We start from the raw sequence: 14,992 nt of genomic DNA, 5'->3' as shown, positions 1-14,992 counted from the left end.
CACGGAGCACGACCGACGGCCGTGGCGCGGGGCGTCACGGCCGTTTTGGTGCCGGGCGGGTCAGGCGTGCCGGTAGGCGACCAGGGAGATGCCCACGTAGTGGGCGATGAACGCCGCGAGGGTGAGGGAGTGGAAGACCTCGTGGAAGCCGAACCAGCGCGGCGACGGGTCCGGGCGCTTGAGCCCGTACACCACGCCGCCCAGGCTGTAGAGGACTCCGCCGACGACCACCAGGACCAGCACGGCGACGCCGCCCGCCCGCATGAAGTCGGGCAGGAAGAACACGGCCGCCCAGCCCATCGCGATGTAGCACGGGGTGTAGAGCCAGCGCGGGGCGCCGACCCAGAACACCCGGAAGGCGATCCCCGCCACCGCGGCGGCCCAGACCGCCCACAGGAGCACCCGCCCGGTGGAGTCGGGGAGCAGGAGCAGGGTCAGCGGGGTATAGGTGCCCGCGATGATGAGGAAGATATTGGCGTGGTCGAGCCGGCGCAGCACCGCCGTGGCGCGCGGACCCCAGTCGCCGCGGTGGTAGAGGGCGCTCACCCCGAAGAGCAGGCAGGCGGTGAAGGCGTAGACGCCGCAGGCGACGCGGGCCCGGGTGGAATCGGCGAGCGCGGTGAGAACGATGCCGGCGACGAGGGCCGGGGGGAACATGCCCGCGTGCAGCCAGCCGCGCAGCCTCGGTTTCACCGGCGGAGGTTCGATCTCGGTCACTTCGGGGGGGCCTGCAGTCATGTCCGGAATGCTACCGACGCGTTAGCGGGTTCCGGCGGTGAGTGGCCATGCTCACGTGAGAGACCCTCTGGACATATGCGCACAAGGCACGGATGATCAGATGAGTGCGGTCGGCACCGGATGAGCGCCAAGAGATCCATGTGAAGCATCCGGGTCGCAGCCCCCACGGGGCAGACAACCCAAAACCCCTCGACAAGGAGCAATCGTGGCGCGCGGTAATGCGGCTCCCACCACCGTCCCCACCAACCACCAGGAGCTGATCTCCTGGGTCGACGAGATCGCAGCCATCACGCAGCCGGACGCCGTGGTCTGGTGCGACGGTTCAGAGGCGGAGTACGAGCGCCTGTGCGAGGAGCTCGTCGCCAAGGGCACGTTCCGCAAGCTCGACCCGGTCAAGCGTCCGAACTCGTACTACGCCGCCTCCGACCCGACCGACGTCGCGCGCGTCGAGGACCGCACCTTCATCTGCTCCGAGAAGGAGGAGGACGCCGGGCCGACCAACCACTGGAAGGCCCCGGCGGAGATGAAGGAGATCTTCGCCGGTGAGAAGGGCATCTTCCGCGGCTCCATGAAGGGCCGCACGATGTACGTCGTGCCCTTCTGCATGGGCCCCGTCGGGTCGCCGCTCTCCGCCATCGGCGTCGAGATCACCGACTCCGCGTACGTCGCCGTCTCCATGCGCACCATGACCCGCATGGGCCAGGCCGTCCTGGACGAGCTGGGCACCGACGGGTTCTTCGTCAAGGCCGTGCACACCCTCGGCGCTCCGCTCGCCGAGGGCGAGCAGGACGTCCCGTGGCCCTGCAACTCCACCAAGTACATCTCGCACTTCCCCGAGACCCGCGAGATCTGGTCCTACGGCTCCGGGTACGGCGGCAACGCCCTTCTCGGCAAGAAGTGCTACGCCCTGCGCATCGCGTCCGTCATGGCCCGCGACGAGGGCTGGCTCGCCGAGCACATGCTGATCCTCAAGCTCACCCCGCCGCAGGGCGAGTCGACGTACGTGGCCGCCGCCTTCCCGTCCGCGTGCGGCAAGACCAACCTCGCGATGCTGGAGCCCACGATCTCCGGCTGGACCGTCGAGACGATCGGCGACGACATCGCCTGGATGCGGTTCGGCGAGGACGGCCGGCTGTACGCGATCAACCCCGAGGCGGGCTTCTTCGGCGTCGCGCCCGGCACCGGTGAGCACACCAACGCCAACGCGATGAAGACGCTGTGGGGCAACTCGGTCTTCACCAACGTCGCCCTCACCGACGACAACGACGTCTGGTGGGAGGGCATGACGGAGGAGACCCCGGCCCACCTCACCGACTGGAAGGGCAACGACTGGACGCCGGAGTCCGGGACCCCGGCCGCCCACCCCAACGCCCGCTTCACCGTGCCCGCCTCGCAGTGCCCGATCATCGCGCCCGAGTGGGAGGACCCCAAGGGCGTGCCGATCTCCGCGATCCTCTTCGGTGGCCGCCGCGCCAGCGCCGTCCCGCTGGTCACCGAGTCCTTCGACTGGCAGCACGGCGTCTTCCTCGGCGCCAACGTCGCCTCCGAGAAGACCGCCGCCGCCGAGGGCAAGGTCGGCGAGCTGCGCCGCGACCCGTTCGCCATGCTGCCGTTCTGCGGCTACAACATGGGCGACTACATGGCTCACTGGATCAAGGTCGGCAAGAACGCGCCGGACCAGTCCAAGCTGCCGAAGATCTACTACGTCAACTGGTTCCGCAAGAACGACGAGGGCGCGTTCGTCTGGCCCGGCTTCGGCGAGAACAGCCGTGTCCTGAAGTGGATCGTGGAGCGCCTGGAGGGCAAGGCCGAGGGCGTCGAGACCCCCATCGGCATCCTGCCGACGCGCGAGGCGCTGGACACCGAGGGCCTGGACCTGCCCGACGAGGACCTGGACTTCCTGCTGAAGGTCGACACGGAGATCTGGCGCGAGGAGGCCGCCCTGGTCCCCGAGCACCTCAACACCTTCGGTGACCACACGCCCAAGGAGCTGTGGGACGAGCACCGCGCGCTGGTCGAGCGCCTGGGCTGACCCCGATGGACGTCGTGGCGGGTCAGCCCGACATCCGCCCTGACCTGTGGGTTCACGAATGACCCGGCACGATGCGATCGGCCCCCGAAGTCCCCTCAGGCTTCGGGGGCCGACCCATGTGGACCCTCGCGGTGGTGGGTGGCACCCGGTCCGCTCCCTCCCCGGGCGCGGACCGGGGCCGTTCAGGGGGCGCCGACCGGGCGGAACCGCGCCAGTGCGGCGGTGTGGGCGTCCATGCGCTCGGCGGCCAGGATCGCGGCGGCCGTGTCGGCCCGGGAGGCGGCGACGACCAGGGCGCGGCCCGCGAGGGCGTGGGCGCGGCGGTGCAGGTCCGCCGGGGCGGAGCCGGTGAGGCCCGCGTGCCGGGCGGGCGGCGCGCCGCGCAGCCGGGCGACCTGCTGGGCGATGCGGTCCGCCGCCACGTCGTCGCCGATCTCGTCGGTGACGGCGAGCAGCGCGGCGAGGTGCCCGGCGAGCTGGATGTCCAGCTCCTCCTCGCGGGAGCGGTGCGGGATGCGGTCCGGGGCGTCGTCGGCCATCCGGTGGACCGACTTGGTGCGGATCGGTTCGTACATGGTGGACGGCCTCCTGCTCTCGGACAGGAGACCATCCTACCTTGGATTCAGTCTAAAGTTGAGCTGGGTCAGTGCTGGCCGTACCCGTCCAGGAAATTCCCGATCCGCGTCACCGCGTCCGCCAGATCGGCGGCGTTGGGCAGCGTGACGATCCGGAAGTGGTCCGGCTCGTGCCAGTTGAACCCCGTCCCGTGCACCACCATGATCTTCTCGGCCCGCAGCAGGTCCAGCACCATCTGCCGGTCGTCCTTGATCTTGTAGACGTCCGGGTCGAGCCGCGGGAACAGGTACAGGGCGCCCTTCGGCTTCACGCACGTCACGCCGGGGATCTGCACCAGCAGCTCGTACGCCACGTCCCGCTGCTCCAGCAGCCGGCCGCCCGGCTGCACCAGCGCCTCGATCGACTGGCGCCCCTGGAGCGCGGCGGCGATCGCGTGCTGGGCCGGCATGTTGGCGCACAGCCGCATGTTGGCGAGGATCGTCAGCCCCTCGATGTACGACGAGGCGTGCGCCTTCGGACCGCACACCGCCAGCCAGCCGCTGCGGTACCCGGCGACCCGGTAGTTCTTCGACATGCCGTTGAAGGTCAGCACCAGCAGGTCGGGGGCGATCGCGGCGGTCGGGGTGTGCGTGGCGCCGTCGTAGAGGATCTTGTCGTAGATCTCGTCGGAGCAGACCACCAGGTCGTGCCGCCGGGCGATCTCGGTCAGCCCGCGCAGCATCTCGTCGTCGTACACCGCACCCGTCGGATTGTTCGGGTTGATGATGACGATGGCCTTGGTGCGGTCGGTGATCTTCCGCTCGATGTCGGCGAGGTCCGGCATCCAGTCGGCCTGCTCGTCGCAGCGGTAGTGCACCGCCGTACCGCCCGCCAGGGACACCGACGCCGTCCACAGCGGGTAGTCCGGCGCCGGTACGAGGACCTCGTCGCCGTCGTCGAGCAGCGCCTGCATCGCCATCTGGATCAGCTCGGAGACGCCGTTGCCCAGATAGATGTCCTCGACCGAGAGCGGAATGCCCCGGGTCTCGTAGTGGCTCATCACCGCCCGCCGCGCGGACAGCAGCCCCTTCGCGTCGCCGTAGCCGTGCGACTCGCCGAGGTTGCGGAGCATGTCCTCCAGGATCGCGGGCGGGCACTCGAAGCCGAAGGCGGCGGGGTTGCCGGTGTTCAGCTTCAGGATCCGGTGACCCGCAGCCTCCAGCCGCATCGCCTCCTCGAGCACCGGGCCCCGGATTTCGTAACAGACGTTGGCGAGCTTCGTGGACTGGATCACCTGCATGTCGCGAGCTTACGGCGGTGGCGGGTGGGGCGCCTCGTGTTTTGTGCCACTTCGCCCCCGGCGGAGGGCGTCCTTGATCGCCCCCCGCCCGGGCGGGATCATCGCCGGATGGACGTGCGGGGACGTTTCGACGGGTACGGCGTACTGATCACCGGGGCGGCGCGCGGGATCGGCGCGGCCACCGCGCGCCGGTTCGGCGCCGAGGGCGCCCGGGTGCTGGTCGTGGACCTCGACGAGGAACCCGCCCGCGAGGTGGCCGGGACGATCCCCGGGGCGGTGGCGTACGGGTGCGACGTGGCCGACCGCGCGGCCGTCGAGGCGGCGGTGGCGCACGCCGTCGAGGCGTTCGGCCGGCTGGACGTGCTGGTCAACAACGCCTTCGCCCGCACCCCGGACGAGCCCCGCTTCGAGGACGAGGCCGACGAGACCTGGCGGCGGTCCCTGGACGTCACCCTCGTCGGCGCGCTCCGGTGCGCCCGGGCGGCGCTGGGGCCGCTGGCGGCGTCCGGGCGCGGCGCGATCGTGAACATCGGCTCGGTCAACGCCGAGCAGGCCTTCGGCGGCCACGCGTACAGCGCCGCGAAGGCCGCCCTGACCTCGCTCACCCGTACGCTCGCCGCCGACGCCGCGCCGCGGGGCGTCCGCGTCAACCAGGTCAACCCCGGCACGATCCGCACCCGCGCCTGGGAAGGCCGCGAGCGCGAGCTGGCCGCGCTGGCGGACCGGGTCTACCCGTTGGGCCGGGTGGGTGAGCCGGAGGACGTCGCGGCGGCGGTCGCCTTCCTGGCCTCGACCGACGCGGCGTGGATCACGGGGACGACGCTGCGGGTGGACGGGGGGCTGATGGCGGTCAACAGCGCGTTCCTGGACACCCTCGCGGACGACTGACCGCGCCCCGCGCACCGGTGCGGCGCACCGCCCCGGCGGAACGATCGCCCGCGACGGGCTGGGGGCGCGGCTGGAAAGGGTCTCCTGCCGGCGGCGGACCGGGGCTCAGAATGCGCATGACAAACGTCATCCCCGGAGAGGAACCCCCCACATGCGCAAGCCTCTCGTCGGTGCGCTGCTCGCGCTCGCGCTCCTCGGAGCCGGCGCCACCTCCGCCGCCGCAGCCCCGACAGCCCCGGCGCCTACGGCGGTCCCGGCGCCCGTCAAGGCCGCCGCCGTCGACTTCGCCGGCACCGTCGCGCTCAGCAACTGCTCCGGATCCCTGGTCCGCGTGCCGGGCTCGCAGGCCACCGACCCCGCGCTCGTGCTGTCGAACGGGCACTGCCTGGAGAGCGGGATGCCCGGACCCGGCACGGTCGTCGTCGACAAGCCCTCCACCCGGTCGTTCGGCCTGCTCAACTCCGCCGGCACCCGCGTCGCCACCCTGCGCGCCACCAGGATCGCGTACGCGACCATGACCGACACCGACGTCTCGCTGTACGAGCTGAGCAGCACGTACGCCCAGATCCAGGGCCGCTACGGCATCAGGGCGCTGGAGCTGAACGCGACCAGGCCCGCGCAGGGCACGGCCATCAAGGTCGTCTCGGGCTACTGGAAGCGGATCTACAGCTGCTCCATCGACGGCTTCGCGTACCGGCTGAAGGAGGCCGGCTGGACGATGAAGGACTCCGTCCGGTACACCGCCGCCTGCGACACGATCGGCGGCACCTCCGGGTCGCCCGTGATCGACTCCGCCACCGGCAAGGTCGTCGCGGTGAACAACACCGGGAACGAGGACGGGCAGCGCTGCACCATGAACAACCCGTGCGAGGTGGACGAGAACGGCACCGTCACCGTCCGCCCGGGCATCAACTACGCCCAGCAGACGTACGGGATCGTGGCCTGCGTCGGCATCGGCAACAAGATCGACCTCGGCCGGCCGGGGTGCGTCCTGCCGAAGCCGTAGCGGGGCGCCCCGGACCCGCCCGATAGGTTGGCGGGTCATGTGGGCAATGAGCGCTGACGGGTACCGCCGGCTGGGCGCGGCCGGGTCGGCCGCGGTGGCCGCGGGCGGCTGGGCCGCCGGAACGCTGCCGACCCGCGACCCGTGGGGGATCTGGGTCCCCCACGGGCCCGGGGTCACGGTGGCGGCCTCCGTCCTGGCCTACCTCGGCCTGACGCTGCTGGTCGCCGCCTGGTGGGGCTACGGCAGGGCCGGGGCGTCCGTACGCCACACCCTGGTGACGCTCGGCTGGTGGACCGCCCCGATGCTCCTCGCCCCGCCCCTGTACAGCGCCGACGTGTACAGCTACGTCGCGCAGGGCGCCATGGTGCTGGAGGGCCACGACGTGTACGGCGCCGGGCCCTCCGTCCTGGATCCGCACGGTCCCGGCGGGGACGCGGCCGCGAGCGTCGGCCGGCACTGGACGGACACGCCGGCTCCGTACGGGCCGGTCTTCCTGGTGCTGGCGCAGGCGGTGACCCGGCTGACAGGCGGCGGGACGATCGTGCCGGCCGTGCTCGGGATGCGGCTGATCGCCGTGGTCGCGCTGGTCCTGATCGTCCGGGCGCTGCGCCGTCTCGGACGGGAGCGCGGGGAGGGCGCCGGGAGCGCGGCGGACGGCGAGCGCGGGGCCCTGTGGCTGGGGGCGCTCAACCCGCTGCTGCTGATGCACGTGGTCGGCGGCATGCACAACGACGGGCTGATGATCGCCCTCATGCTGACGGGCGTGGTCCTGGCCCGGCGCGGACGGTGGATCGCGGGCAGCGCGGTCGTCGGGCTCGCGGTGATGGTCAAGTCCCCGGCCGCCGTGGCGCTGCTGTTCATCGGTGTCATGGCGGGCCGTGCGGCGACCCGCCACCGGATCGTCACGGGCCTGCTGGGGCCGGGGCTGGTCGCCGGGGCGGTGGCCGTGGGGGCGACGCTGGCCGCGGGCACCGGGTTCGGCTGGCTGCGGACGCAGAGCGTCGCCGGGACGATCCACACCGCGCTGTCGGTCACCAGCGACCTCGGGCTCGGTCTCGGCGAGCTGCTGCGCCCGCTGCTGGGCGGCGATCCCGACCCGGTCAAGGCGGCCGTCCAGCGCCTCGGCCTGGCGGTGGCCCTGGCGCTCATCGTCCACCTGGCGTGGCGGGCCGTCCGCGGCCGCGTCGACCCGGTGCACGCGCTGGGTCTGTCCCTCGTCGCCCTGGTGGCGCTGTCGCCGATGGTCCAGCCCTGGTACCTGCTGTGGGGCACCACCGTGGTGGCGGCGAGCGCCTGGGAGGGACGGGCGGGCCGGATCCTGGCGGTGCTGTCCGCCGCGCTGGTGTACGAGACGGCGCCCTCGGGCCGCACGCCGGCGTACGGCTTCGCCCTGGCGGCCGTCGCCTGCCTGGTCACCGCCCTGGCGCTCCGCCGGGAGGCGGCCGCCGCGCCGGGCGGGAGCCGGACGCCGGTGTCCCGCGCGGCGGAGCCGGACCGGGCGGGCGCCCAGGGAGGCACCCCCTAGGACGAGCGCCCACGGAGGCACGCCTAGGGCGTACGCCGGACCGCGCCGCCCGCCGCCGGCACGCCGGGCTCGCCCGGGGCCCCGAAGGCGTCCGTACCGGCGGCCCCGGCGCGCTGCCGGGTCTGGAGGACGCGGATGAGGAGCTGACGGCGGCGCAGTTCCCGGGCGTCGAGCCGGGACATCCCGGTCCGCATCGACACGGCGAACGCCGGAGCGGTGGAACAGACCGAGGCACAGGCCAGGACCAGCCAGAAGACCGCGTTCATGGGGCATGCGCCCTTTCAGGTGATGAGATGACTTTCCGGGTGGTGTTCATCCGCAAGGGTGAGGAATCTTGCACAGTGGATCTTGTCGCTGGAAAAGTGATCACCGGGGAGCGGGACGTGTCCGGTCGAGGATCCGGTGCCGCGGCTTCGTCTTGCGGGGTGGGCGGGTGAGGGTGATGAAACGCACCAGTTGGTGGAAGCACGCCAGGGACGCCACGGTCGGCAGCGCCGCCGCGGCCATGCCCGTGTAGTTCCCGGGGGCCTGGGCCACGCACAGCAGCATCCCCATGAAGGAGAAGAGCAGGACGACCGACCAGGAATGCGCGGCGCGGCGCCGGTGCAGGGCGGCGCGCAGCACGGACAGGGACGCCACCGCCCACGGGCCGTAGACGAGGAGGGGCCACCAGTTGACCGTCCTGGCGGGCGAGTGGGCTTCGGCGATGTGCCGCAGCGGGTCGTAGGCGATGATGCCGCTGAACACGCTGACCATGGACACCAGCCCCACCGACAGCACGGCGAGCAGGAAACTGCCGACGCGGGCCCAGGTGAGGGACGGCGGCCGGGTCCTGCGCCGCCCGTGGTGGCCGGGGGAGCGCACCGGCGGCAGGTCGGCGGTCATGTTCGCGAGGGTCGTCAGGCCGTCGTGGTCGAGGGGGAAGTCCGTCGCGTCCGGCGGGAGCTGTTGCTCCGGTACCGGGCCCCGGTCCGCCTCCATGGCCTCCTGGAGGAGGAAGGCGAGCTCCTCGGCCGGGTCCCACGCCCCGTGCTGCACGTCCGCCGAGGGGTCCAGCCCGAGCGGATCGTGCCCGAGCGGATGCAGCCCGAGCGGATCGTGCCCGAGCGGATCGTGCGCGGGGACGTAGGCGGGCGGGCGGGGGCCGAGCATGTCCTCGATGCCGTATTCACGCATGTTCGTGGAACCCCGCTCGTCCTTTGCCCGCTCCGGTGGGCAGTCCCGCTCGTCTCCACGCCGCCCGGAACGCCGTCTCCAGGTCGTTGATCGTGGTGGCGAGTTCCTGGAGCACGGGCGCGGACCAGGTGAGGGCGATCACCGCGCCGCGTCCGCGCAGCGTCCCGTTGATGCCCTCGACGGGGGACGACGCCGGGATGAACAGGAAGTCGCCCATGGCGACGGAACTGTTCGCCCATGACGGGACATCGGTATGCCGGGACGAGTGACCATCGGTGAGTGTCGCTGTCATAACCCAGCTAACGGGAGCGTGAAACGTCCCGGGTCTGAGCCATCCGAGTGGCCGGGATTCCCGTACGGGCGACCTCTTGACCGCTCATCGTTTCTGCAAGTGGATCCATAGACGACATAAGCAGACCAACGGAGCGACAACCCCCGGCAAATCGACCACGCGGAAGCAACTGAAAGGATTGTCGGGAAGATTGCGGAGAAAGGGTCCTCCCGGGGCCGGCTGTGGACGCCCCCTAAGCCGTGCGCCGGACGGCGCGGCCCGCCAGGACGTCCGTGCGGCGGCCGTCCTCGATCACGAAATGCCCGTCGACCAGGACGTGCGGGATGCCGTGGGGGAGGGTGCGCGGGGCGTCGAAGGTGGAGCCCGCCGCCACCGTGTCCGGGTCGAAGAGGACCAGGTCGGCGCGGTAGCCCTCGCGGACCAGGCCCCGGTCGGGGAGGCGGAGCCGGGCGGCGGGGCGGGAGGTGAGGTGGGCGACCGCCTCCTCCAGCGACAGGACGCCCAGCTCGCGCGCGTACCGCCCCAGGTAGTGGGGGAAGGTGCCGTAGGCGCGCGGGTGCGGCTTGGTGCCCTGGAGGATGCCGTCCGAGCCGCCGGTGTGGACGCGGTGGCGCATGATGGCCCGTACGTTCTTCTCGTGGCCGACGTGCTGGAGGACCGTCGTGCCGAGCCGGTCGTCGAGCAGCAGGCGCCGCGCGGTGGCCCAGCCGTCCAGCCGGCGGCCGACGTGGGCGGCGAGGTCCGGGGCGCGGACGCCGGAGACCTCGACGGTGCCCCAGTCGACGGGGACGCCGTGGCAGCCGTCCGAGCCGGTCACCTCCAGGTGGTGGCGTATCCGCTCGGCGGCCGCGTCGTCCCGCAGACGGGCCAGGACCGCCTCCGGGCCGCCCTCGCCCGCCCAGCTCGGCAGCAGCGCGACCAGCGTCGTGCAGCCGGGCGTGTACGGGTAGGTGTCGAGCGAGACGTCGGCCCCGGCGTCCAGCGCCTCGTCCAGCAGCGCGAGCAGCTCGGGCGCCCTGCCCTCGTTCACCCCGAAGTTCAGGGTGGCGTGGGCCAAGTGCAGCGCGCAGCCCGCGTCGCGGGTGAGGGCGAGCATCTCCCGGTAGGCGTCCAAGGCGCCCGCGCCGTAACTGCGGTGGTGCGGGCAGTAGTAGCCGTCGTACGCGGCCACCACCCGGCACAGCACGGTCAGTTCGGCGTCCCGGGCGTACATGCCGGGCGTGTAGGTGAGGCCGGACGACATGCCCACCGCGCCCTGCTCCAGGCCCTGGGCCACCAGCCGCTTCATCCGGTCCAGTTCGGCGCCGGCCGGCGGCCGGTCCTCCCAGCCCATGACGTACGCGCGGACCGTGCCCTGCGGGACCAGGTAGGCGGCGTTGACCGCGATGCCCCGGCCGCCGAAATTGCGGTCCAGGCGGTCCAGGTACTCGCCGACGGTCCGCCAGTCGAAGTCGACGGTCGTGTCCCCGGGCGCGCCGCCGTTCCAGCCGGCGACGGCCCGGCGGACCTCGTCCAGGGTGCGGTCGTCGACCGGCGCGTACGACAGGCCGTCCTGGCCCAGCACTTCGAGGGTCACGCCCTGCGCGGCCTTGGCGCTGTGGTCCGGGTCCCGGAGCAGCGCGAGGTCGCTGTGGGCGTGCATGTCGATGAAGCCGGGGGAGAGGACCAGCCCGTGCGCGTCCAGGACGCGCCGGCCGGACGGCGCCGGTTCCCCCTCGCGGCGGATCGCGGTGATCCGGCCGCCGGTGACGCCGACGTCGGCGCGGTACGAGGGGCCACCGGTGCCGTCGACGACGCGGACGTCCCGTACGACGAGGTCCATGGCGGACGCCCCTAGAAGAAGGTGCGGACGAAGTCGACGACCGTGCCGTCCGCCTCGACCACCGGGATGAGCTGCCACTTGTCGAACGAGGTGCACGGGTGCGACAGGCCCATGCCGACCCAGTCGCCCACCTCCAGGCGCGCGCCCGCCGCCGTGTCCAGCCAGGCGTGCTGGTCCGACAGCCGGCTCACCGTGATGCCGTCCGCCGGGCGGAAGGACCCGTCCCGCGCGGAGCGGACGACCTGCGCCTCGGGCAGGTGGAGGTCGTACGCGGCGTCCCGCTTGCCCGCGTTGACGAATGCCTGCTCCGGCGTCGGGCGGGACACCACCTGGGACCACAGCCGGAAGGCGGGCTTCAGGGCGCCCTCCTCCGGAACCCGGTTGAAGGGGGTGAGATCGCGGTACTGGCCGTCGTCGTGGGACACGTACGCCCCCGATCGCAGCAGCTTCAGCACCGGGCGGGACAGCGGCGGCAGCTCCGCGAACACCTCCGCGACCGTGTCGAACCAGGCGCTGCCGCCCGCGCTGACGACGATCTCGTCCGGAGCGGCCGCGAACCTGCCCGCCTTGTCGAACGCGACGGCGATGGCGGTGAGCCGGAGCAGCCAGGCCCGGACGGCGCCGGGCGTCGCGTCGGGCACCTCGCCCTCGTAGCCCGCGACGCCCACCAGCCGCAGCGTGCTCGTGGCGGCGACCGCGTCCGCCACGGCATCGCAGTCCGCCTCCGTCCGCGCCCCGGTGCGCGCGCCGTCGCCCGCGCCCAGCTCCACCACGACGTCCACGGGGCGGGCGCAGCCCTCCAGCGCCCGGTCCATCAGCTCGACGCCGCGCACCGAGTCGACGTAACAGATGAAGCGGAAGTCCGGGTCCCGCTCCAGCTCGGTGGCGACCCAGCGCAGCGCCGCGGCGTCGACGAGCTCGTTGGCGAGGAAGATCCGACGGACGCCGAACGTCCGGTAGACCCGCGCCTGGTGCGGCACGGCCGCCGTGATGCCCCAGGCGCCGTGGGCGACCTGCCGGTCGAAGAGCTGCGGTGCCATGGAGGTCTTGCCGTGCGGGGCGAAGGCCAGGCCGTGCCGCTCGGCGTACGTCTCCAGCAGCGCCAGGTTGTGCTCCAGCGCCTCGGCGGACAGGGCGAGGACGGGGGTGGTGAAGCCGCCGGTGAAGAGGTCGCGGCGCTGGGCCGCCAGCTCGCCGACCGTCAGGCCCTCGGCGTCCACGGGGAGGCCCTTGAAGCGGTGATCGACGCGCTCGTCCCTGAGGTCCTCGGCCCTGAGGTGTGCGGCGGCCATGCGACCCCTCCCCATCTGTTGCATTCCCTGCAACCGTCATTGCGTATATTGCTCGTTGGTGTCTAACATCCGGCGCAACGCCGGGTCAACGGGTCCCGGGAGACCCGGTGAGGAGCCCCCAGCGTGACGGCAACCGACGTCGTCTGTCTCGGCGAGTCCATGGTCACCTTCCTGCCCTCCCGCCCCGGACGCCTCGCCGACGTGCCCTCCTTCACCCGCGCCATCGGGGGCGCGGAGTCCAACGTGGCCTGCGCGCTGGCCTCGGCGGGCCACCGGGTCAGGTGGGTCAGCCGGGTCGGGACCGACAGCTTCGGCGACCACCTGGTCGAGGCCGTCGCCGCCCACGGCGTCGACACCGGCTCCGTACGCCGCGACCCCCACCGCCCGACCGGTGTCTACTTCCGCACCGCCACCGACCGGGCCGGCGGCGCCCACGAGGTCGTCTACTACCGGTCCGGCTCCGCCGCCTCGGCGATGTCCCCGCGGACCGTCCCGCCCGAGGACCTCGCCGGCGCCCGCGTCCTGCACCTCACCGGCATCACCGCCGCGCTGTCCCCCGGGTGCCTGGCCCTCACGCGCGACCTCACCACCCGCCGCCCGGGCCGTCCCCTGGTGTCGTTCGACGTCAATCACCGCCCCGGGCTGTGGCGCGGCGCCGACCCCGCCGTCCTGCGGGACCTGGCGCGGGGCGCCGACCTCGTCTTCGTCGGCGAGGACGAGGCGGAGGCGGCGTGGGGCCTCCCCGGCGCCGCTGCGGTCCGGGAAGCGCTGCCGGAACCGGCGGTGCTGGTGGTCAAGCACGGCGCGCGGGGCGCGACGGCGTACACCGGCGGCACCGCGACCTTCGTGCCCGCCCCCCGGGTGGACGTCGTCGCGCCCGTCGGCGCGGGCGACGCCTTCGCCGCCGGGTTCCTCTCCGCCACCCTCCGGGGCCTGCCCGTCCGGCACCGCCTCCGGCACGGGCACCTCATGGCCGCGGCCGCGCTCACCGTCCCCGGCGACCTCGGCACCCCGCCCGCCCCGGCACACGCCGACCGCCTCGCCGACCTGGACGACACCGCCTGGGGGAGACTGCACCTCGGCCCCGGCTGGACGCGGACCGGGGAGGACCAGGAGGTACGTACGCCATGAGCCAGACCGTCGACCGCGCGCTCAGCATCCTGCCGTTGCTCGCGCGCGGCCCCGCCGACCTCGGGCAGGTCGCCGACGCGCTCGGCGTGCACAAGTCCACCGCCCTGCGGCTGCTGCGCACCCTGCACGAGCACGGCCTGGTCTACCGCCAGGAGGACCAGCGCTACCGCCTCGGCGCCCGGCTCTTCGCCCTCGCCCAGGAAGCCGTCGAGAACCTCGACGTCCGCGAGATCGCCCACCCGCACCTCGCCGCCCTCAACGAGGAGACCGGGCACACCGTCCACCTCGCCGTGTACGAGGAGGGCGAGGTGCTCTACATCGACAAGGTCGACAGCCGCTACCCCGTGCGCATGTACTCGCGCATCGGCAAGCCCGTCGCCATCACCGTCGCCGCCGTGGCGAAGCTGCTGCTGGCCGACCTGCCCGAGCCCGAGCGGCGCGCGCTGGCCGCCCGGCTCGACTACCCCATGTACACGCCCCGTTCGGTCCCGAACGCCGCCGCGTTCCTCAAGGAGCTCGCGACCGTGCGCGAACAGGGCTGGGCCACCGACCTCGGTGGCCACGAGGAGTCCATCAACTGCGTCGCGGCCCCGGTCCGCGGCGCGGACGGCCGGGTCGTCGCCGCCATGTCGGTGTCCGCGCCCAACGTCGTCGTCACGGCCGGGGAACTCCTCACCCTCCTCCCGCTGGTGCGGCGCACCGCCGACGCCATCAGCCGGGAGTACTCCGGCAGCACCCCACCCGAGGAAGCGCGACGATGACCGAGAAGACCGCGATCACCCCCGCCACCCACACGGCCCCGCCCGCCCGGTTCTCCCACGGCGTCCGCAAGGGCAACATCCTCCAGGTCGCCGGCCAGGTCGGCTTCCTCCCGGCCGCCGAGGGCCGTGCCCCGACCCCCGCCGGCCCCACCCTGCGCGAGCAGACCCTCCAGACCCTCGCCAACGTCGAGGCGGTCCTGGAGGCGGGCGGCGCGAGCTGGGACGACGTCATGATGCTGCGCGTCTATCTCACGGACACGGCGCACTTCGCCGAGATGAACGAGATCTACGACGCGTACTTCGCCTCCCTCACCGTGCCCCCCGCCGCCCGCACGACGGTGTACGTGGGCCTGCCCGCCGGTCTGCTCATCGAGATCGACGCCATGGCGGTCCTGGGCTGACCCCCCGGGCGGCGCCCCACGCGTACCGGCGCGGTACGGCCCCGGAGGGAGCCGCACCGCACCGTCCGCACGC

General features: G+C 72.9%; 15 protein-coding genes. 7 read left to right on the top strand and 8 right to left on the bottom strand.

The annotated features are described in order from the left end of the window. Nucleotides 1-60: 60 nt before the first annotated feature. Nucleotides 61-738 (bottom strand): hemolysin III family protein, encoded by a 678-nt coding sequence (locus ACF068_RS02700; protein WP_392272327.1) that lies wholly within the window; start codon nt 736-738, stop codon nt 61-63. 205 nt (nt 739-943) lie between these two features. Here ACF068_RS02700 and ACF068_RS02695 point away from each other — a divergent pair, with 205 nt between their 5' ends. Continuing rightward, nucleotides 944-2,770: a phosphoenolpyruvate carboxykinase (GTP) gene (locus ACF068_RS02695; protein WP_392272326.1), complete on the top strand. Its 1,827-nt coding sequence runs from the start codon at nt 944-946 to the stop codon at nt 2,768-2,770. Nucleotides 2,771-2,952: 182 nt separating this feature from the next. On the opposite strand, the gene ACF068_RS02690 is transcribed toward ACF068_RS02695, so the two are convergent. Together ACF068_RS02690 and ACF068_RS02685 are read right to left on the bottom strand one after the other, a co-directional pair. Then, a complete protein-coding gene (locus ACF068_RS02690; RefSeq protein ID WP_392272325.1) occupies nt 2,953-3,345 on the bottom strand; it encodes a hypothetical protein in 393 nt (130 codons plus the stop codon). A gap of 68 nt (nt 3,346-3,413) precedes the next feature. Further along, nucleotides 3,414-4,625 carry a pyridoxal phosphate-dependent aminotransferase gene (locus ACF068_RS02685; protein WP_392272324.1) on the bottom strand — a complete coding sequence of 404 codons (1,212 nt, stop codon included), beginning with the start codon at nt 4,623-4,625 and terminating at the stop codon, nt 3,414-3,416. 108 nt (nt 4,626-4,733) lie between these two features. Between ACF068_RS02685 and ACF068_RS02680 the strand changes: the two genes are divergently transcribed. From ACF068_RS02680 to mptB, 3 genes are all read left to right on the top strand, one after another. Beyond that, the gene (locus ACF068_RS02680) at nt 4,734-5,513 is read left to right on the top strand and encodes an SDR family NAD(P)-dependent oxidoreductase (protein ID WP_392272323.1); all 780 of its coding nucleotides are present in this window, start codon (nt 4,734-4,736) and stop codon (nt 5,511-5,513) included. A gap of 151 nt (nt 5,514-5,664) precedes the next feature. Continuing rightward, on the top strand, nt 5,665-6,519 hold the full coding sequence (locus ACF068_RS02675) for a trypsin-like serine peptidase (protein ID WP_392272322.1): 855 nt from the start codon (nt 5,665-5,667) through the stop codon (nt 6,517-6,519). A 37-nt stretch (nt 6,520-6,556) separates the two neighbouring features. Continuing rightward, nucleotides 6,557-8,044 (top strand): polyprenol phosphomannose-dependent alpha 1,6 mannosyltransferase MptB, encoded by a 1,488-nt coding sequence (gene mptB / locus ACF068_RS02670; protein WP_392272321.1) that lies wholly within the window; start codon nt 6,557-6,559, stop codon nt 8,042-8,044. A 23-nt stretch (nt 8,045-8,067) separates the two neighbouring features. Here mptB and ACF068_RS02665 read toward each other — a convergent pair whose 3' ends face one another. From ACF068_RS02665 to ACF068_RS02645, 5 genes are all read right to left on the bottom strand, one after another. Further along, on the bottom strand, nt 8,068-8,310 hold the full coding sequence (locus ACF068_RS02665) for a hypothetical protein (RefSeq protein ID WP_392272320.1): 243 nt from the start codon (nt 8,308-8,310) through the stop codon (nt 8,068-8,070). 100 nt (nt 8,311-8,410) lie between these two features. Continuing rightward, nucleotides 8,411-9,220, bottom strand: a complete 810-nt coding sequence (locus ACF068_RS02660) for a DUF2637 domain-containing protein (protein WP_392272319.1) — start codon at nt 9,218-9,220, stop codon at nt 8,411-8,413. Beyond that, nucleotides 9,213-9,437, bottom strand: a complete 225-nt coding sequence (locus ACF068_RS02655; protein WP_392272318.1) for a hypothetical protein — start codon at nt 9,435-9,437, stop codon at nt 9,213-9,215. The genes ACF068_RS02660 and ACF068_RS02655 overlap by 8 nt, the downstream gene beginning before the upstream one ends. A gap of 307 nt (nt 9,438-9,744) precedes the next feature. Then, nucleotides 9,745-11,334 carry an amidohydrolase family protein gene (locus ACF068_RS02650; RefSeq protein ID WP_392272317.1) on the bottom strand — a complete coding sequence of 530 codons (1,590 nt, stop codon included), beginning with the start codon at nt 11,332-11,334 and terminating at the stop codon, nt 9,745-9,747. Between the two features lie 11 nt (nt 11,335-11,345). Then, nucleotides 11,346-12,626, bottom strand: a complete 1,281-nt coding sequence (locus ACF068_RS02645) for an alanine racemase (protein ID WP_392272316.1) — start codon at nt 12,624-12,626, stop codon at nt 11,346-11,348. A gap of 123 nt (nt 12,627-12,749) precedes the next feature. Between ACF068_RS02645 and ACF068_RS02640 the strand changes: the two genes are divergently transcribed. The 3 genes from ACF068_RS02640 to ACF068_RS02630 are packed head-to-tail and all read left to right on the top strand — an operon-like array spanning nt 12,750 to nt 14,919. Beyond that, nucleotides 12,750-13,757, top strand: a complete 1,008-nt coding sequence (locus ACF068_RS02640) for a sugar kinase (protein ID WP_392272315.1) — start codon at nt 12,750-12,752, stop codon at nt 13,755-13,757. After that, nucleotides 13,754-14,518: an IclR family transcriptional regulator gene (locus tag ACF068_RS02635; RefSeq protein WP_392272314.1), complete on the top strand. Its 765-nt coding sequence runs from the start codon at nt 13,754-13,756 to the stop codon at nt 14,516-14,518. Before ACF068_RS02640 ends, ACF068_RS02635 begins: the two co-directional genes overlap by 4 nt. Further along, nucleotides 14,515-14,919, top strand: coding sequence for a RidA family protein (locus ACF068_RS02630; RefSeq protein WP_392272313.1), 405 nt, complete (start codon nt 14,515-14,517; stop codon nt 14,917-14,919). Before ACF068_RS02635 ends, ACF068_RS02630 begins: the two co-directional genes overlap by 4 nt. The last annotated feature ends 73 nt before the right edge of the window (nt 14,920-14,992 follow it).

It is taken from the genome of Streptomyces sp. NPDC016309, assembly GCF_043077235.1.
In the GTDB taxonomy this organism is placed as follows: domain Bacteria; phylum Actinomycetota; class Actinomycetes; order Streptomycetales; family Streptomycetaceae; genus Streptomyces.
This window is presented reverse-complemented; position numbering and strand designations above follow the sequence as displayed.